The organism is Duganella violaceipulchra, assembly GCF_019166075.1.
GTDB lineage: Bacteria > Pseudomonadota > Gammaproteobacteria > Burkholderiales > Burkholderiaceae_D > Rugamonas > Rugamonas violaceipulchra.
The window spans coordinates 99,896-118,476 of the sequence record NZ_JAHTGR010000004.1; the positions used below are offsets into that span (position 1 = coordinate 99,896).

The 18,581-nt window shown below is 65.0% G+C and carries 15 protein-coding genes; 5 read left to right on the top strand and 10 right to left on the bottom strand.

Annotated elements, in window-relative coordinates:
• Positions 1-182: 182 nt before the first annotated feature.
• Together KVP70_RS08930 and KVP70_RS08935 are read right to left on the bottom strand one after the other, a co-directional pair.
• The gene (locus KVP70_RS08930) at positions 183-2,462 is read right to left on the bottom strand and encodes a CHASE2 domain-containing protein (protein WP_217941819.1); all 2,280 of its coding nucleotides are present in this window, start codon (positions 2,460-2,462) and stop codon (positions 183-185) included.
• 34 nt (positions 2,463-2,496) lie between these two features.
• On the bottom strand, positions 2,497-4,113 hold the full coding sequence (locus KVP70_RS08935; RefSeq protein ID WP_217941821.1) for an HD family phosphohydrolase: 1,617 nt from the start codon (positions 4,111-4,113) through the stop codon (positions 2,497-2,499).
• 210 nt (positions 4,114-4,323) lie between these two features.
• On the opposite strand from KVP70_RS08935, the gene KVP70_RS08940 reads away from it, so the two are divergent.
• Both KVP70_RS08940 and KVP70_RS08945 read left to right on the top strand, forming a co-directional pair.
• Entirely contained in the window at positions 4,324-5,220 is an 897-nt protein-coding gene (locus KVP70_RS08940) for an MBL fold metallo-hydrolase (protein WP_217941823.1), read from the top strand.
• A gap of 11 nt (positions 5,221-5,231) precedes the next feature.
• Entirely contained in the window at positions 5,232-7,589 is a 2,358-nt protein-coding gene (locus KVP70_RS08945; RefSeq protein ID WP_217941825.1) for a GspE/PulE family protein, read from the top strand.
• Here the strand turns inward: KVP70_RS08945 and KVP70_RS08950 are convergent.
• The 3 genes from KVP70_RS08950 to KVP70_RS08960 all read right to left on the bottom strand — a co-directional run bounded on the left by KVP70_RS08950 (position 7,582) and on the right by KVP70_RS08960 (position 11,485).
• On the bottom strand, positions 7,582-8,046 hold the full coding sequence (locus tag KVP70_RS08950) for a GNAT family N-acetyltransferase (RefSeq protein WP_217941827.1): 465 nt from the start codon (positions 8,044-8,046) through the stop codon (positions 7,582-7,584). The two genes, KVP70_RS08945 and KVP70_RS08950, sit on opposite strands and share 8 nt — an antisense overlap.
• 10 nt (positions 8,047-8,056) lie before the next feature.
• Positions 8,057-8,914 carry a metallophosphoesterase gene (locus tag KVP70_RS08955; RefSeq protein WP_217941828.1) on the bottom strand — a complete coding sequence of 286 codons (858 nt, stop codon included), beginning with the start codon at positions 8,912-8,914 and terminating at the stop codon, positions 8,057-8,059.
• A gap of 84 nt (positions 8,915-8,998) precedes the next feature.
• Positions 8,999-11,485 (bottom strand): MASE4 domain-containing protein, encoded by a 2,487-nt coding sequence (locus KVP70_RS08960; RefSeq protein WP_217941829.1) that lies wholly within the window; start codon positions 11,483-11,485, stop codon positions 8,999-9,001.
• A 301-nt stretch (positions 11,486-11,786) separates the two neighbouring features.
• On the opposite strand from KVP70_RS08960, the gene KVP70_RS08965 reads away from it, so the two are divergent.
• Both KVP70_RS08965 and KVP70_RS34190 read left to right on the top strand, forming a co-directional pair.
• The gene (locus KVP70_RS08965) at positions 11,787-12,635 is read left to right on the top strand and encodes a DUF2306 domain-containing protein (RefSeq protein WP_217941831.1); all 849 of its coding nucleotides are present in this window, start codon (positions 11,787-11,789) and stop codon (positions 12,633-12,635) included.
• A 110-nt stretch (positions 12,636-12,745) separates the two neighbouring features.
• Positions 12,746-13,855 (top strand): PEP-CTERM sorting domain-containing protein, encoded by a 1,110-nt coding sequence (locus KVP70_RS34190; RefSeq protein WP_229224706.1) that lies wholly within the window; start codon positions 12,746-12,748, stop codon positions 13,853-13,855.
• Here the strand turns inward: KVP70_RS34190 and KVP70_RS08975 are convergent.
• Positions 13,839-14,342 (bottom strand): nuclear transport factor 2 family protein, encoded by a 504-nt coding sequence (locus KVP70_RS08975; RefSeq protein WP_217941832.1) that lies wholly within the window; start codon positions 14,340-14,342, stop codon positions 13,839-13,841. The two genes, KVP70_RS34190 and KVP70_RS08975, sit on opposite strands and share 17 nt — an antisense overlap.
• Positions 14,343-14,414: 72 nt before the next feature.
• On the opposite strand from KVP70_RS08975, the gene KVP70_RS08980 reads away from it, so the two are divergent.
• Positions 14,415-15,014: a TetR/AcrR family transcriptional regulator gene (locus KVP70_RS08980; protein WP_217941833.1), complete on the top strand. Its 600-nt coding sequence runs from the start codon at positions 14,415-14,417 to the stop codon at positions 15,012-15,014.
• Here KVP70_RS08980 and KVP70_RS08985 read toward each other — a convergent pair.
• The 4 genes from KVP70_RS08985 to KVP70_RS09000 form a co-directional block, all read right to left on the bottom strand.
• Positions 14,991-15,377 (bottom strand): hypothetical protein, encoded by a 387-nt coding sequence (locus tag KVP70_RS08985; RefSeq protein ID WP_217941834.1) that lies wholly within the window; start codon positions 15,375-15,377, stop codon positions 14,991-14,993. The genes KVP70_RS08980 and KVP70_RS08985 overlap by 24 nt on opposite strands.
• Positions 15,378-15,420: 43 nt before the next feature.
• Positions 15,421-16,431, bottom strand: a complete 1,011-nt coding sequence (locus tag KVP70_RS08990; protein ID WP_217941835.1) for an inorganic phosphate transporter — start codon at positions 16,429-16,431, stop codon at positions 15,421-15,423.
• A 31-nt stretch (positions 16,432-16,462) separates the two neighbouring features.
• Positions 16,463-17,089 carry a DUF47 domain-containing protein gene (locus tag KVP70_RS08995; protein ID WP_026334225.1) on the bottom strand — a complete coding sequence of 209 codons (627 nt, stop codon included), beginning with the start codon at positions 17,087-17,089 and terminating at the stop codon, positions 16,463-16,465.
• A 74-nt stretch (positions 17,090-17,163) separates the two neighbouring features.
• Positions 17,164-18,549, bottom strand: a complete 1,386-nt coding sequence (locus tag KVP70_RS09000) for a replicative DNA helicase (protein WP_020701815.1) — start codon at positions 18,547-18,549, stop codon at positions 17,164-17,166.
• Positions 18,550-18,581 lie beyond the last annotated feature (32 nt).

The following is an 18,581-nucleotide window of genomic DNA, read 5'->3' on the forward strand; positions in this document are numbered from 1 at the left end:
TTGGTGGCCAGAAGGGCTGCAAAGCGCCCGCAAAAGCATAGCCACGAGGAAACTAATATTCCTCTCAGTGTAGCCTTCTTTGCTCAGGCCGCCACTTTTTTTCCGGTCTGGAGGGCAGTTTTTTCCCTGCCTGTGGCTGGATTGCGCTTTGTTATTTCGCCTTCATGCTTGCGCTTTTCGTACTATTTGGTTTCGAACGTGGTGACGCCGTCCCAGTCCACGCCGGGAGGATGAGCTCGGTAATAGGCGATGCGTTCAGTATATAAGGAATACAGGCTGCGGTCAGGCAATAATGCCTGCAATTCAACAATTATCGCCATTGCCTGGTCCCATTGTTGCGCGCGCACGGCAGCGAGCGCCGCGTGCCAGCGCTCCAGCTCGCTGCGGGCGGCCGGATCGAGCTCTTTGTCCAAGACAATCGGCTCGAAAATCGCCACCGGTTCGTTCTTGCCCTTGACCCGCACCAGGTCCAGCTCGCGGTAGGCGTACTCTGGCGCGGCGGCGCGGGTGGCCTCGCCGACCGCGATGCCGACCCCGTACACCTTGGTGATGCCTTCCAGCCGCGAGCCCAGGTTCACGGCGTCGCCCATGACGGTGTAGGCGCGGCGGATCTTCGAGCCCATGTCGCCCACGTGCATCAGGCCGGTGTTCAGGCCGATGCCGATCTTCAGCGGCGGCCAGCCGCGCGCGACGAAGTCGTCGTTGAGGCGGTGGGCGGAAGCCTGCATCAACAGCGAGGTGGCGACCGCGCGGCTGGCGTGGTCGGCGAACGCCACCGGCGCGCCCCAGAAGGCCATGACGGCGTCGCCGATATACTTGTCCAGCGTGCCGCGGTGGCTGTCGCGGATGTCTTCCGACATCGCCGTCAGGTACAGGTTGATGTATTCGCGCAGCGCCTTGGGCGTCAGCCCCTCGGAGATGGTGGTGAAGCCGCGCACGTCGACGAACAGCACGGTGAGCTCGCGGCTTTCGCCGTCCATATTGTATTTTTCGGGATCGTCGGCCATCTCGGCCACCAGCTCGGGCGCCACGTACTCGCCGAAGCGCGACACCAGCGCCTGGCCCTTGCGCACCTCGAAGAAATAGCCCCAGGCCACGTTGAGCACGAACACGGCGGCGATCACGATCAGCTGCATCGCCAGGTTGTAGATCAGGTCGAGCGAGGCGTATTCGTAGTAGTTCAGGCCGAAGCTGGCGGCCAGCACCAGCACGCCGAGCAGGATGGAGCGCAGCGGCGACAAGGCGGCCAGCGCAAAGCTGAGCACCAGGCCGATCGCCAGGATCTGCCCGGCCTCGAGCGCGAAGGCATAGTAGGGCCGCGATTTGAAACGGTTGTCGAGGATGGACTTGATGATGTTGGCGTGGATTTCCACCCCTGGATACTCGGCCTTGACCGGCGTGGCGCGCAAGTCGACCAGGCCGGGCGCGGTGGTGCCGATCAGCACGACCGTGCCCTTCAGCAATGCCGGCGGTGCGCGCCCGGTCAGCACGTCCGCCGCCGACACGTAGCGGAAGGCGCCGCCGGCCGGGCCGCCGGTGCCGCGGAACTGCACCACCGTGGTCATCGCCTCGCCGACCGGGATCACGCGCTGCTTGTGGTCCGGCAGCAAAAACGTCAGCGCGTCGTAGCCGCCGCTGTCGAGCTGGTTCTGCGACAGCTGGTCCACCGATTCCGTCAGCAGCGGCTTGATCGCCAGCGCGCCCAGATAGAGCCCGGCCGTGGCCACCGACAGCGAAGGATAGTATTTGTCGCCGACCTGCTGGATCAGGTAGGCAGAGCGGACGATGCCGTCCGGATCGGTGGAGACGGAAAAACTGCCGCCGCCGGCCGCCGCCCGTTGCAACACCGGCACGTTGGCCTCGTAGCCGGGGGCGTTGTAGGCGGTCAGTTCGCGGCCGTTCAAGTCCTGTTCGCTGAACAGCGGCTTGGGCAGCTCGCCCTTGACCTGGTCCGGCGACAGGTTGAAGCCCAGGATCACCGGCTGTTTGGCCAGCGCGGCGGCGAACAGGCCGTCGTAGTCCAGCGAGGGCTTCAACTCCGCCAGCTTTTGCCTGAGCGCCGGCACGTCGCTCAACTCCCGGTTGGACAGCTTCTCCAGCACGCCGTAGCCGGAACTGGTGTCCGGCTCGGGGAAGGAAATATCGTAGCCGACCGCCTTGACCTGGTAGTGTCCGGTCAGCTGCGAGATCAGGCGCGCCTGCACGTTGCGGCTCCACGGGAAGCGGCCAAACTCGGTCAACGCCTTGCCGTCGATGTCGACGATGACGATGCGCGGATCGAGCTGCGGCGCCTCCAGCTTCATGCGCTCGCCGGCCAGCAGGTTGTCGAAGCGGGCCACGGCCTCGCTGTCCCAGAGGTTGAGCGTGTAGAGCACACCGGCGGCCGTGATGAGCACGCCCAGCAGCCAGCGCGGGCCGTACTTCAGCAGGGTCTTGGTCCACTTGGCGGGGATCAGGCGCACGCGCGCTCCTTCCGGGGGTTAGGGCGTCGGGGCGTCAGGGGGTGTAGCCGGGAATCTTCGATTCGTCGATGTCGTCGATCTGTTTTTCGTCCATGTTCTTCTGGGCGAACACCAGATAGATCTTGCTGCGGATGAAGATGTCGAACAGGTCGGGATCGATGTGGCCGTTGAGCGAGAAATTGCCGAGGATGCGCAGCGACTCCGACAGCATCTTGCCTTTCTTGTAAGGCCGGTCCTTGGCGGTCAGCGCCTCGAAGATGTCGGCGATCGCCATCACCCGCGCCTGGATCGACATCTGCTCCTTGGTCAGCCCGCGCGGATAGCCCTTGCCGTCCATGCGCTCGTGGTGGCCGCCGGCGTATTCCGGCACGTTCTTCAGGTGCTTGGGCCACGGCAGCGCCTCCAGCATGCGGATCGACATCGAGATGTGGTTGTTGATGATCTTGCGCTCGGTGTCGGTCAAGGTGCCGAACTTGATGGTCAGGTTGGTCAGCTCGTCGTCGCTGAAGAAGTCCTGCTCGGCGCCATCCACGCCGACCCAGCGGCGCTGGCCGATGCGGCGCACGCGTTCCTGGTCTTCCGTCTTCATGCCCTCGCCGCCGACGTTGGCGTCGCGGATGAAGTCGCGCTCCTCGCGCAGCGTGGCCTGCAGCTGTGCCAGTTCGGCATCGATGGCGGCGTGGTCGCCGCCGGCCAGCTTGCGCCGCAGCGCATCGATCTCGGCGTCGCGCAGCAGCACTTCGAAGCGGGTGTCGATGACGGCGATGCGGTCGAAGATGGTTTCGAGCTTGGTGGCCTTGTCGACCACGTGCACCGGCGTGGTGATCTTGCCGCAGTCGTGCAGCAGGCCGGCCAGCCACAGTTCCTTGCGGTCCTGCTCGCTCATGCGGAAGTCGGCCATCGGGCCGGTCTCGGTGCTGTGCACGGCCTCGGCCAGCAACATCGTCAATTCCGGCACGAACTGGCAGTGGCGGCCGGTGTAGGGCGACTTTTCATCGATGCCGATGTTGATCAGGTTGACCAGTGATTCGAGCAGCTCTTCCAGCTGGGCGATCAGGCGCTGGTGGGTCAGCGCCACGGCGGCCTGCGCCGCCAGCGCCTCGATGAAGCGCTGGTCGGTCTGGCTGAAGGCGCGGATCGCGCCGGTGTCGCTGTCCTTGGCGTTGATCAGTTGCAGCACGCCGACCAGCTCGCCCTCGTGGTCGCTCATCGGCACCGTCAGGAACGATTGCGAATGGTAGTGGCGCAGCTGGTCGAACTTGACCATGCCGGAGAAATTGAACACGTCCGCCTTGTAGACGTCCTCGATGTTGACCGACAGGCCGAAGTGGGCCGCGTAGGCCGCCACCGAGGCCAGGTTTTTCTCGCCGTTCTCGTCGAACAGCGGCACGCCGGGCGCGCTGATCGGCTCGCCATTGATGCCGCCTTGATGGGTCTTGAGCGTGTCGTTGATCAGGATCGTAAAATCGAGGTAACGCTTGTCCTCGCTGGGGCGGTACAAGGTGCCGCCGTCGGCGTTGGTCATGCTTTTCGCAACGATCAGGATGCGCTCGAGCAGCGTATCGGTGTCATGGCTGCTGCCCAGCTGGACGCTCAGTTCCGTCAGCTGGTCGAGCCGCTGTGAGATCTGCGTTTGATTCAACTCTTGCATGGTTGTTTTTTCAATACCTGTAGTATGGGCTTGCGCTAGCCGCCAGACGCTCAGGCGCACTTTCGAAGTGTATCTCTAGCACAAGCTGTTGTACATCGGCAAATGACGCAGGACACAAAATTAGCACCCGCAGTGTCGGGTTTTTCCCTGTTGTCGAGAAAAAAAGCTATCATCGACCGCAGTATCTAGTAAAAAAAACAGGGATTGCGTATGAAATTTATTTTTTGGGGAGTGCGCGGTTCCATTCCCTCCCCCGGCCCGCGCACCGCGCGTTATGGCGGCAACACCACCTGCATCGAAGTGCGCACCGACGACGACACCCTGATCGTCATCGACGGCGGCACCGGCATCTTTTCGCTGGCCCAGTCCCTGCTGCAAAACAAAAGAACGCCGGTCCACGCCAACATCTTCATCACCCACAGCCACTGGGACCACATCCACGGCCTGCCCTTCTTCACGCCGCTGTTCGTGCGCGACAGCCGCGTGCGCCTGCACGGCGTGACCGATCCGGTGACCGGCAACGGCATCGAGCATGTGATGGGCGTGCAGTTGCAAAACAGCTATTTCCCGGTCAGCGAAACCCAGATGGACGCCACCATCGAATACCAGACCCTGACCATCGGCGAGGCTATCCAGGTCGGCGACGCCACCGTGCACAACGTGGTGATGAACCACCCGGTGACCGACCTCGGCTACCGCATCGAGTGCAACGGCAAGTCGGTGTTCTTCACCGGCGACCACGAACCGCACTACAACATCCATCCGCCCGGCCATCCGGAACACGCCGCCTACCAGCAATGGATGGAGGAGCGCAACGCCGCCATCGACGCCGTGGTGCAAGGGGTCGACGCGCTGATCGTCGACTGCTCCTACACCCGCGAGGAATATCCGGCCAAGCGGGGCTGGGGCCACGGCACCTTCGATTCCGCGTTCGCCATGGCGCTGCGCACCGGCGCCAAAGCGCTATACTGCACCCATCATGAACCGACCCGCAGCGACGACGAACTCGAAGCCGTGTTCGCCGATGTGATGGCGCGCCATGCGCCGCTGCTGGGCGACCTGAAGGTCTTCCTCGCGTATGAAGGCATGGAAGTTCCACTGACCTAGCGAAAGCGATCATGAACGACGCCGGCAACCCCAGTCCACACCCCAGCGATGTCGACCTGCGGCTGGCGTTTTTCCAGAAGCTGCAAACGGTCACCACCAAGATCCACGCCACCAGCAACCTCGACGAGATCATGCTCGACCTGGGCATGGAATTCTGCGACCTGTTCAACTGCGACCGCTTCACGCTGTACGCGATGGACCATGAAAAGGATTACATCGTCTCCAAGGTCAAGACCGGGCTGACCTCGTTCCGCGACCTCAAGCTGGCGGTCACGCCGGCCTCGATCGCCGGCTACGTCGCGCTGACCCGCAGGACCATCAACATCGCCGACGTCTACGACCAGAGCGAGCTGGCGCGCTACTCGCCGGAGCTGCGCTTCCAGCAAGGCGTGGACCAGCGCACCGGCTACCGCACCAAGCAGATGCTGGTGGCGCCGCTGATCGCGGTGCAGTCGCGCGAGCTGCTGGGCGTGGTCCAGTTCATCAACAACCGCGACCGCGCGCCGTTCTCCTCCATCGCCGAGGACGGCGTCAAGGAGCTGTGCGAGACGCTGTCGGTGGCCTTCAGCCAGCGCATGAAGCCACCGCAAATGGTACGCACCAAATATGACGGGCTGGTGACGGACGCGGTGCTGTCGGCGCCCGAGCTGGAGCTGGCCACGCGCTCGGCCCGCAAGAAGGAGCACGATATCGAGGATGTGCTGATCGACGAATTCCAGGTCAAGCTGGCGGCCATCGGCGCCTCGCTGGAGCGGCATTTCAGCGTGCCGTACGAGCCCTTCAAGGCGGACCGCATCAAGCCGGTCGAACTGCTGCGTAACCTGAAGCGCCAGTACATCGAGGAATCCGGCTGGATGCCGCTGGAGGACGGCAAGGACGGCATGCTGGTGGTGGCGCTGGACCCCGAGCGGGTGGCCCACACCCACATCGTCAACCAGATCTTCCCCAAGGCCAAGCCGGTGTTCCGCGTCACCAGCAACCGCGAGTTCCGCATGATGATCGAGCACTTCTTCGGCGCCGCCGGCGACAGCGGCAGCGTCGGCGAGCTGCTGTCGGGCATGGACGACGACGACGGCGACTACGAAGGCGCCTCGGCCGAGGTGTCGGAAGCGGTGGAGAACGAGCTGGTCAAGCTGCTCAACAAGATCATCGTCGACGCCTACCGCCAGGGCGTGTCGGACATCCACATCGAGCCGCTGCCCGGCAAGGGCAAGACCGGCATCCGCTTCCGCAAGGACGGCACGCTGGTGCCCTACATCGAGATCCCGGCCTCCTACCGCAGCGCGCTGGTGGCGCGGGTCAAGATCATGTGCGACCTCGACATCTCCGAGCGGCGCAAGCCGCAGGACGGCAAGATCAAGTTCAAGAAATACGGCCCGCTCGACATCGAGCTGCGGGTGGCCACCATCCCCTCGGCCGGCGGGGTCGAGGACATCGTCATGCGGATTTTAGCGGCCGGCGAGCCGATCCCGCTCGACAAGCTGGGCGTGCTGCCGTTCAACCTGGAGCGCCTGCGCGCCACCATCGAGAAACCGTATGGCCTGTTCTTCGTCTGCGGCCCGACCGGCTCCGGCAAGACCACCACGCTGCACTCGGTGCTGAACTACCTGAACACGCCCGACACCAAGATCTGGACCGCCGAGGACCCGGTCGAGATCACGCAGAAGGGCCTGCGCCAGGTGCAGGTCAACCGCAAGGCCGGGCTGGACTTCGCCACCGTGATGCGGGCCTTCCTGCGCGCCGATCCGGACATCATCATGGTCGGCGAGATGCGCGACAAGGAGACCGTGGGCATGGGCATCGAGGCCTCGCTGACGGGCCACCTGGTGTTCGCCACCTTGCACACCAACAGCGCGCCGGAGTCGATCGTGCGGCTGCTGGACATGGGCATGGACCCGTTCAACTTCGCCGACGCGCTGCTGGGCATCCTGGCGCAGCGGCTGGCCAAGCGCCTGTGCGGCAACTGCAAGCAGGCCTACCAGCCGGGCGAGGAGGAACTGGAGCTGCTGCTGACGGAGTTCTGCGAGGAGTTGCTCAACACCGAGAGTTTCATCAAGGACGGCGCCGCCGGCCGCGCCGCCGTGCTGGCGGGCTGGCGCCAGCGCTACGCCAGGGACGGCAAGTTCACACTGTACCGCGCGGTTGGCTGCGACGAGTGCAACAAGGGCTACAAGGGCCGCGTCGGCCTGCACGAGCTGATGATAGGCAGCGACAAGGTCAAGAAGCTGCTACAGGAGCACGCCCGCGTCGCCCAGCTGCTGGCGGCCGCGCTGGAAGACGGCATGCTGACCTTGAAGATGGACGGCATCGAGAAGGTCCTGCTGGGCATCACCGACATCAAGATGGTGCGGGCGGTCTGCATCAAATAGGCAATTGTTTTTCAAAGCACACCGCCAGCGGGTTGCCGATGTACTTGCCGTAGTTGGCGATGCGGTGGTAGCCGCGCGCCTCGTAGAAATCGACGGCGCGGCGGTTGACCAGGCGCGTCTCCAGCCACAGCGCCTGGTAGCCCAGCGCCACCGCCTGGTCCTCCAGGAAGCGCAGCACCGCGCTGCCGACGCCACTGGTGCCGTGGCGCGCGTACATGCGCTTGATCTCGGCCACGCCCGGCTCCAGCGGCCGCAGCGCGCCGCAGCCCAGCGCCAGGCCGGCGCCGTCGCGCGCCACCACGAAGCAGCCGGTCGGGCCGACGATGTCGTCGATGTCGAAGGATGAGCGGCCGCAGTCGCCGGTGATCGCTTCCAGCGCGGTCGACAATTCGTCCATCAACAGCCGGGAGTCGCGGGCGGTGGGATCTTCGGTTTGGAGTTGGATGTCGGTGTGCATGGTGCAGCAATTATTGCATAGTACAGATCACCAGTTCCGGATCGGCGTTGATGCGCACCGGAATCCGGCTGCAGCCCACGCCGCGACTGACGATCAGCTCGCCGTTGCCGGCCACCGGGAAGCGTCCATAATGATAGGGACGCGACAGCGGACCGGCCGGCAGCACCAGCGGCGTGCCGTCGCGCAGCGCGATCTGGCCGCCGTGGGTGTGGCCGGCGAAGGCGACGTCGTAGCGCTGGCCGGCCAGCGCCAGCAGGCCGTCCGGCGCGTGCATCAGCAACACCCGCACGTCGGCGTCGGCGGCGCCGGCGAAGGTGGCGGCGCCGTCGGGCTCGCCGGTCCAGGGATCGTCCATGCCGCAGATCGCGACCTTGCCGAACGGCGCAGCCAGGGCCTGCGCGCGGTTGACCAGCATCTGCACGCCGGCCGCCTCGAAGCGGCGGCAGATCTCGCCGTCGTCGGTCGACAGGTCGTGATTGCCCAGCACGGCAAACTTGCCCAGCGGCGGACGGCAGGCCGCCAGCGCCGGGCACAGCACGGCGACATTGGCCGCCGGGCCGGACACGTAGTCGCCGCCCATCAGCAGCACGTCCGGCTGCTCGGCGGCGATGCTGGCGAACAAGTCGTTGAAGATGCCGGCGTGGGTGGGCGGGCCGGCATGGAAATCGGAGGCAAACGCGATCTTGAGCGGACGCGGCAGGCGCTGGCCGGGCGCCAGCGCGATCGCGTGGCGGGTCACGCCAAGGCGGCCATGCAGGCGGCTGTAATAGCTCAGCGCGCTCACCACGCCCCCCATCAGGACGACATTCACCAACGCTTCCAGCTTGCTGCGGTGCGGTGAAAAGTGCTTGCTGCGGGGAACTTTCATGGGAAGAACAATCAAACGGGTAAAGAGGCGGCATGATAGCCTATTTGGGCCGCCCCGGGCCGACCGCCGCGCGCCGGGCAAGGGCTACAGGCTGCGGCTGGCGCGCTGCTCCGAGCAGCGCAGCGCCGCGTTCAACGCTGCGGTGAACTGGTCCAGGTCCAGCGGCTTGGTCAGGTAGCCCGTGAAGCCCGCCTGCCGGCTGCGCGCGACATCGTGCGCCATCGCGTTGGCCGACAGCGCGATGACCGGAATGTCCCGGGTGGCCGGATCGGCGCCGAGCAGCCTCACCGCTTCATTGCCGCTCATGCCGGGCAGGTTGATGTCCATCAGGATCACGTCCGGCCGCTGCTCGCGCGCCAGCCGCAGGCCGGCGGTGGCCTCGCTGGCGGTCAGCAGCCTGCAGTCGCCGCGCAAGCCGATCAGTTCCCGGACCAGCAACAGGTTGGCCGGATTGTCCTCCACGTACAGCAGGGTGCGCTGCCCGGAGCCGGCCGCGGCCAGCGGGTCGACCGGCACGATCTGGCTGAACCCGGGCGCGACGCGGACCGCGGCGGCCGCCTTCAGCTCGATCCAGAACACGCTGCCGACGCCCACCGTGCTGCTGACGCCGATGGTGCCGCCCATCATTTCCACCAGGCGCCGGGTCATCACCAGGCCGATGCCGGTGCCCTCCTCGCTCGACGCTTCGCGCCCCAGCCGGTTGAAGGGTTGGAACAGCTGGGCAAGCTGGGCGGGCGCGAGGCCCTCGCCGCCGTCCTGGATCGCGATCCGGATACGCTCGGGCGACAGGGCGACGCAGCTCACATTGACCTGCCCGCCCTTGCGGTTGTACTTGACCGCATTGCTCAGCAGGTTGAGCAGCACCTGCTTCAGGCGCGTGTGGTCGGCCTGCACATAGATGCCGGGCTCGAGCACGAAGCGCAGGCGCAGCTCGCGGTGGTCGGCCAGCGGCGCCATCATCTGCTGGCAGGCGGTCATGACCTCATCGAGCTCGACCGCCTCCACCGACAGCGACAGCGTGCCCGACTCGACCTTGGCCAGGTCCAGCACCTCGTTGATCAGCACCAGCAAATGCTTGCCGGCCTTGAGGATGTGGTGGATGAATTCGCGCCGTTTTTCCGGCGTCACCGGCATCGTTTCCGCCGCCAGGATCTGCGCGAAGCCGAGGATGGCGTTGAGCGGCGTGCGCAGTTCGTGGCTCATGTTGGCCAGGAAGGTCGACTTGGCCTGGTTGGCCTGCTCGGCGTTGATCCGCGCGCGCCGCAGCTCGGCCACGAACTGCTTGCGTTCACCGATATCGGCCAGCACCACCACCGACTGCCGCACGCCATGCACCTCGAAGTCGTTCATCGCCAGTTCCAGCGGCAGCCGGCGGCCGTCGCGGTGCAGGCCATCGACCTCGCCGTCGCGGATGAAGGCCGATTCGCTGTCGGCCGCCAGTTCCGGTATCAGCAGCGAGATGTGGCGCCCCGCCACGTCCGTCGCGGTGTAGCCGAACACCCGCTCCAGCGCCGGGTTGGCGCTGATCATCACGCCGGCGGCGTCGGTGGTGAGCACGCAGTCGGCGATGTTGTGCACCACCGCGCGGATCTCCTCTTCCTTGAAGTGCAGCTCGTCGAGCGCTTGCGCATACTGCGTGGCGCGCTGCTCGTTTTGCAGGTTCAGTCGTTGCAGGTCGGCGCCGCGCTGCAGCGCGTGTTCATGGGACACCACCAGGCGGGCAAACAGCTTGTTGCTTTCCAATAGCAGCACGATCAGCACGCAGCTGGCCGCCAACAGGCCGTAGATGCGGCCGGCGTACCAGCCGACGTCGTAGCGGCCGGCGTTGAGCACCGCCGACAGGCCGATGTCGCACAGCCAGGCCGCCATCACCACGCCCAGCCACAGGTCCAGCAGCGAGCGGTTGGAATAGCGCCACAACACCGCCAGCGCGACCACGCTGGCGGCCCAGGTGCCGGCCAGCACGATGCGGCCGGCCAGCGTGTAGTGGCCCGACACCAGGATCGGCGGCAGCCAGTCGTGGCCCGCCGTGGCCAGCACGGTGAAGGCGGCGGCGGCCAGCAGCGCGGCGGCGATCGCCCACAGCGCGGCCCACTGCGACGACGGCGCCGCATACGGCCGCTGGCGTTCACGATGGCCCAGCAGCGCATAGGCCACCACGCAGGCGGGGAAGCCGCCGTGCCAGAACACATACAGCCAGGCCGTGGCCTGGCTGTGCCCGCCCAGCCAGCCGCTGGGCGAGAACACCCCGGGGAAGGTCAGCATGTGCGGCACGGTGAGCAAGGCGGTGAACAGGTAGCCGCCGGCCAGCACCAGCAGCGATTTCGAGCGCAGGATGCTGAAGTGCCCGAACAGCATGACGGCGGTAATCAGGTCGTTGAGCAGCAGGCTCGATTCGTAGATGGGGATGAAGGCGGCCAGCGCCGGCAATGGCACCTTGGTGTAAGGCAGCAGCGCGCAAAACACCAGCGCCGACACCAGCGTGAGCACCAGCGCGCGCTGGCGCGACGGCCGGTCTGCGGCCATCAGTGGCAACAATGGCAAATTTGCTGCCGGCGACGTCTCCGTCATGCGTCCTCCACGGTGGTTGCCGGCCTTTCAGCCTGCAAGTCATTGTACATCCGTGCACGGCGGTGCGGCATCCGGCGAAATTAACGCGGCTCACTGCGGCTTGGCCGCAACACATGCTGGCGATGCCGCGGATACTGCGGACGGCGGCTGGCGCAGCGGCTGTTCGCCGTTGGTCGGCATCGGCCGTGCTTCGTCGCAAAACGCTCGTCGCTGGTCGGATACGGCGGGTGGGCGCGGCCGCCTTCGGCCATATTCCTATGCTACGCCGGCGTGCGGCGAAAACCCAGCAAGGAGGAGTGAGATGTCGGATACCCTAATGTTCAAAGGCACCATGCCCGATGGTCGCAGCGTGCGCGTGCGCGCCGGCCAGGCGCTGAAAGCCGCCGCCGCTTTCTGGTTCGCGGTGATGGTTGCCGGCCAGGCGATCTTCGTGGCCTATATCGCGTCGTTCTACGGCGGCGCGGTGGCGGCGGGCGACTGGATGCGCTTTAACAAAGTGCTGCCGGTCGGCTACGTGCCCGGCGACCGCGTGGGCAACGCCGCGCTGGCCGCCCATCTGGCGATCGCCGCGCTGGTCACGCTGGCCGGCCCGTTGCAGCTGATCCCGGCGCTGCGGGCACGCTTCCCGGCCTTCCACCGCTGGAACGGGCGCGTCTATGTGACGGTCGCCGTCGTCACCGCCATCGCCGGCGCCTACATGGTCTGGACCCGCAACGCGGCCGGCGACATGACCCAGCACTGGGGCACCACGCTGGACGCGGTGCTGATCATGCTGTGCGCCGTGCTGGCGGTGCGCCACGCGCGCGCGCGCCGGCTGGACCTGCACCGGCGCTGGGCGCTGCGGCTGTTCCTGGTGGTGAGCGGCAGCTGGTTTTTCCGCGTCGGCCTGCTGTTCTGGCTCCTGGTCAATGGCGGCCCGGTCGGTTTCGATCCCAAGACCTTCACCGGCCCGGCGCTCAACCTCCTGGTGTTCGGCGAATCGCTGCTGCCACTGACGCTGCTGGAGCTCTACCTGCGCGCGCGCGCTGGCGGCGGCGCCCGCAAGCTGGCGGCGGCGGCCGGCCTGACGCTGCTGACCTTGGCGATGGGCGTGGGCATAGTGGGCGCCAGCATGGCCATGTGGCTGCCCCACATTTCCTTCCTACCGTAATTTTTTGCCCAACATACTCACCAAATGCAACAATATCAAAATATAAATAAAAATATCGATAAAGCATTAGAAAGAGTAACATCTGGTATTTCCCCCAGGAGGGACATACGATGCCAACAGCTGCGAAAATCAAACAACCCCTGCTAGCTGCCGCTTTGCTCGGCGCACTGGCCGCGCCATTGCTGGCGCAAGCCGAAGTTCGCTATTCGGTACAGGTCATCACCGATATGGGCGCGAACATGGGCAATACCGCCCTCGCCGCCAACGGCGATATCGCCGGTGCGGCCGCTTCCGACACTGTGCCGTACTATCAGAATTCCATATTTTTTTATACTGCGGCAACACGGCATGTTGCTACCTTTTCGGCATCGGGCTGGCATCTCTCGTCCGGTGAAATGAATGACAACGGTGTGCTGGTCGGCACCATGCGGAACCAGGCTGGAACCACGCGCGGCTTCGTATACGACCACGGCGCCGTGAACTATCTGGCCGATGGCACGACCGCGAACGACATCAACAATGCCGGCGTGATCGCGGGCAGCGCCGGCAACAAGGCCGCGACCTTCGCCAATGGCACGGCGACCCTTTTGAGCAACAGCAGTGGCAGCGCGGGAGCGATCAATAATAGCGGCACGGTGGCAGGGAGTATTGGCGACAATGGTTTCGTCAGTCAGAACGGCAGCATTAACATCATCAGCGCCGGCGCGGTCAATCATCCGATGCCTTTTGCCTTGAGCAGCGACGGTGCATTGGCGGGCGCGGATCGGATCGATGACGGCAACGGCGAACCCTCCGCCTGGATGAAGGTCAACGGGCAGCTGACGTATATCCCTGGCCTGCATAAATTCTCGGGCGGCTACGCGCTCAACGAAGCGCTGGGCATCAACGCACTGCATCAGGTCGTGGGCTATGGCTTGACCGCGGACTACACCTCGCACGGCTTCCTGTACGAAAATGGCCAGACCTTCGACCTCAATTCGCTGGTCGATCCATCGCTGAAGCTGGAGATTTTTTCCGCCGGGGGCATTGACGACCGCGGCCAGATCGTCGCCACTGCCTGCGAGAGCCTATTTTCGTATTCCTGCAGTGTCATCAAGCTGACCCCATTGTCGGCGGTACCTGAGCCGGAGACCTACGCGCTGTTTATGGCCGGTCTGGGCGCCGTCGGCCTGGCGGCGCGACGTCGCCGTCAACGTGCGGTAGTCAGCACCCTGGCATAATCGGACGGTCGTCACCTTTAATCGCTTTGCCCTGGACGTCGCTGATCGGCGCGGCGGCGGCCTCGGCGATGCCGCCGGCGGCCATGGCGCGGCAGTAGTTCTCCAGCTTCGCCGTGTCGCAGTGGACCTCCAGTTTGTGCACGCGGCCCCAGCGCAGTTCGAATTCATGCACGCCCTGGTTGGCGCCGGTGCTGCCGTCGGGCAGCGTGAAGCGGTCCTTCCACGTCACGGTGGCGACCGTGCGCCACGGCCAGCCGGTGACGGCCACGGCGTCGATCTCGAAGCGCAAGCCCGGCAGCAGCCGCGCCAGGCGCGCATACCACTGCGCGGTCGACGCCATCGTGCGGCGCTCGCCGGCCAGCGGATGGTGGCCGTGCATCACGTGCCGGTGCGCGGCCGCGAACTGCGGCAGCACCCGCGCGTAGGCGCCGGCGTTGATATCCGCAAAAGCACGCCGCAGCTTGCGGCCGACGATAAAGTGGTACATGACAGACTCCAATCTTTACACTGGAAAGATCTGTATAGTGCGACGATATCTTTCTCGTGTCAAGATAAGCTGATGACCACCAAACCCTACCACCACGGCAATCTGCGCGACAGCCTGCTCGACGCCGCCGACGCCCTGCTCGCCCAGGACGGCGCGCAGGCGCTGACCCTGCGCGAAGTCGCCAAGGCGGCCGGCGTGTCGCACGCGGCGCCCTACCATCACTTCGCCAGCCGCGAGCAGTTGCTGGCGGCGGTGGCGGCGCGCGCCTTCGCCGCTCTGGCCACGGCCATGGCGGCGGCTGACGGCGACCGGGCGCGCGATCAAGGCGTGCGGCTGATGGACATCTGCGAGGTGTATGTCGAATTTGCCCGCGCGCGGCCGGCGCAGTTCCGCTTGATGTTCGGACCGATGCTGGCCCAAAAGGCCCACTACCCGGATCTAAAGCAGGCGGCCGAGAGCGCGTTCCATGTGCTGGTCGTGGCGGCCACCGCTTTCGACGCGGCACGCGGACCGGAGCTGGCGTTGACCGGATGGAGCCTGGCGCACGGACTGGCCAACCTGGCGATCGACGAGGCGTTCACGGACTTGCCGATCGCCGTCCCGGCGCCGGCCGTGCTGGCGCGGGCGATGGCGGCGCGGATGCTGGGACTACAGGGCGGCGTCGACCAGTAGCTGCGGCTGCAAGGCGCGGATGCGCAGCTCGGTGAAGTAGCCGCCGGCCTCGTTGTAGCGCAGGTAGTGGCGGCCGCAGTTCAGGCAGCGCGCGACCTGGCTCAGGTTGCAGGGATAGTAGCGCGGTGCGATGGGCGCGTCCTCGCTGTCGTAGCGCGTGCCGTGCGGATGGTATTCGGCGAAGGTCGGCTCGTCGTACGGATCGTCCATCAGCGTGCCGACTTCCTCGAAGCGGTCCAGCTCCAGCGACGTCGGCAGACGCTGCCAGGCCGCCAGCGCAACGGTATTGCAACTACATGGCGCCGTCACCTCAGCCGAAGCCCGGGCCAATTGTATCAACTGCGTAAAATCGATTTTCTGCATGCCACGTCCATCAAAAAAGGGAGCCGAAGCTCCCCTGTTTTTTTTACATGATGTGGTGACCGACCCACCAGGCCAGCGCGGCCACGAAGGCCGAGGCCGGGATCGTGAACACCCAGGCCCACACGATATTGCCCGCCACGCCCCAGCGCACCGCCGACATCTTCTGCGCCGAACCGACGCCGACGATCGCGCCGGTGATGGTGTGCGTCGTCGAGACCGGCACACCGAAGTGCGAAGCGATCAGCAAGGTCAGCGCGCCACCGGTTTCGGCGCAGAAGCCGCCCACCGGTTTGAGCTTGGTGATCTTCTGGCCCATGGTCTTGACGATGCGCCAGCCGCCGAACAGCGTACCGAACGAGATCGCCGTGTAGCACGAAATGACCACCCACAGCGGCGGCGCGGTGTCGCCGACCGGCACCTGGCCGACCGCGATCAGCAGCATCCAGATGATGCCGATGGTCTTCTGCGCATCGTTGCCGCCGTGGCCCAGGCTGTAGGCGGCGGCCGACGCCAGCTGCAGGCGGCGGAACCACTTGTCGACCCGGCGCGGCGTCGAGCGCACGAAGATCCACGAGACGATCAGCATGATGATGGAGCCGAACACAAAGCCCATCAGCGGCGACAGGATGATCCACTGCACCGTCTTCAGCAGGCCGCCGCCGACCAGCGCGCTGGTGCCGGACTTGGCCACCGCGGCGCCGACCAGGCCGCCGATCAGCGCGTGCGAGGACGACGAGGGAATGCCGTAGTACCAGGTGAACAGGTTCCACGCGATGGCGCCGACCAGCGCGCCGAAGATCACGTACTGATCGACGATGCCGGGATCGATGGTGCCCTTGCCCACCGTCGACGCGACGTGCAGGCCGACCACGAAGATCGCGGTGAAATTGAAGAACGCGGCCATGGCCACCGCCGTCTGCGGCTTGAGCACGCCGGTCGAGACCACGGTCGCGATCGCGTTGGCGGCGTCATGGAAGCCGTTCATGAAGTCAAACACCAGCGCCAGGGCGATCAGGATGCCCAGCACGTAGATGCTGATTTGTAGGGTATGCATGTTGGACTATTCTTTTGTGTAGTTATGATGCTTATGCGTTCTCGACGATGATGCCTTCGATGATGTTGGCCACATCTTCGCAACGGTCGGTCACGGTTTCCAGGATCTCGTAGATGGCCTTCATCTTGATCAGGTTGCGCACGTCCGGTTCGTCGCGGAACAGCTTGGACATGGCGGCGCGCATCACGTGGTCGGCGTCCGATTCCAGGCGGTCGATCTCTTCGCAGATGGCGACGATCTGGCGCGAGTTGTCCATATTGTGCAGCAGGGCCACGGCGTCGCGCACTTTCTCGGCGCAGGCCAGCACCAGCTCGGCCAGGCGCTTGGCTTCCGGCGTGACCGAATGCAGGTCGTACAGCGAGACGGTCTGGGCGGCGTCTTCCAGCAGGTCGAGGATGTCGTCCATGCGGGTGATCAGCTTGTGGATGTCGTCGCGGTCGATCGGCGTGATGAAGGTCTTGTGCAACAGGTCGACGGTGGCGTAGGTAATCTTGTCGGCCTGCTTTTCGATGCTCTCGATCGCGTGCACGCGATTTTCCAGATCGTCGAAATTGGACATCAGGCCCAGCATTTCTTTTGCACCTTTGACGCACAGCTCGGCGTGTTGGTTAAACAGGTCAAAAAATTTGCCCTCGGTGGGCATCAAACGTCCAAACATTTTATTCTCCGTTCCATTAATTACTACAGATCGCCGCCCAGGATAAGGACGGCGTAAAGATTAGTGATGCCAGCTTAGTCGCCTTGGTACAGCGCCAGGTTACCGGTGTAGTTGCCAAACTTGGTGTACTGGCCGATCCAGGTCAGGCGTACCGCCCCGATCGGGCCGTTACGCTGCTTACCGATGATAATCTCGGCCGTTCCTTTATCGGGCGAGTCCGGGTTGTAGACCTCGTCGCGATACAAGAAGATGATGACGTCCGCATCCTGCTCGATAGCGCCGGATTCGCGCAAGTCGGACATGACGGGACGTTTGTTGGGGCGTTGCTCCAGCGAGCGGTTCAGCTGCGACAGCGCGATCACCGGGCATTGCAATTCCTTGGCCAGGCCTTTGAGCGAGCGCGAAATCTCCGAGATCTCGGAGGCGCGGTTGTCGCCCTGGGTCGAGCCTGTCATCAGCTGCAGGTAGTCGACGATGATCAGGCCCAGCTTGCCGCACTGGCGCGACAATCGGCGCGCGCGGGCGCGCATCTCGATCGGGTTCAGTGCAGGGGTTTCGTCGATGAACAACTGAGCGTCGTTCATTTTCTGGATGGCGTGCGTCAGGCGCGGCCAATCCTCGTCGTTCAGGCGACCGGTGCGCAGGCGGTGCTGGTCGAGCTGGCCGACCGAGCCCAGCATACGCATCGCCAGCTGGGCGCCGCCCATCTCCATCGAGAAGATCGCCACCGGCAGGCCGGCTTCGATCGCGACGTTTTCGCCGATGTTGACCGAGAATGCGGTCTTGCCCATGGAAGGACGGCCGGCCACGATGACCAGGTCGCCCGCCTGCAGGCCCGAGGTCATGCGGTCGAGGTCGATGAAGCCGGTCGGCACGCCGGTGATCTCGGACTGGTTCTCGCGCGAGTACAGCTCGTCGATGCGCTCGACCACCTGGGTCAGCAGCGGCTGCACGGCGGTCCAGCCGGCCGAGCCGCGGGCGCCCTGCTCGGCGATCGCGAAGATCTTCGATTCGGCCTCGTCGAGCATCTGCTTGACTTCCTTGCCCTGCGGGCTGAAGGCTTGTCCGGAGATTTCGTCGGCGACCGTGATCAGCTGGCGCAGCACAGAGCGATCGCGGACGATCTCGGCGTAGCGGCGGATGTTGGCGGCCGATGGCGTGTTTTGCGCCATCGCGTTCAGGTAGGCCAGGCCGCCCACGTCTTCCGCCTTGCCCAGCTGGGTCAGGGTTTCAAACACGGTGATGACGTCCGCCGGCCGCGAGCTGTTGATCATCTTGACGATCTGCTCGAAGATGATGCGGTGGTCGTAGCGGTAAAAGTCTTCCGGATGCATCATATCCGCAATGCGGTCGAACGCCGCATTATCGCGCAGCAGGCCGCCAATAACGGACTGTTCTGCTTCGATGGAATGCGGCGGGACGCGGAGTGAATCTACTTGCGGATCGGAGGGGGCGTTCATGGCGCGAATTATACCTGCTTGCTTGGGCCGTA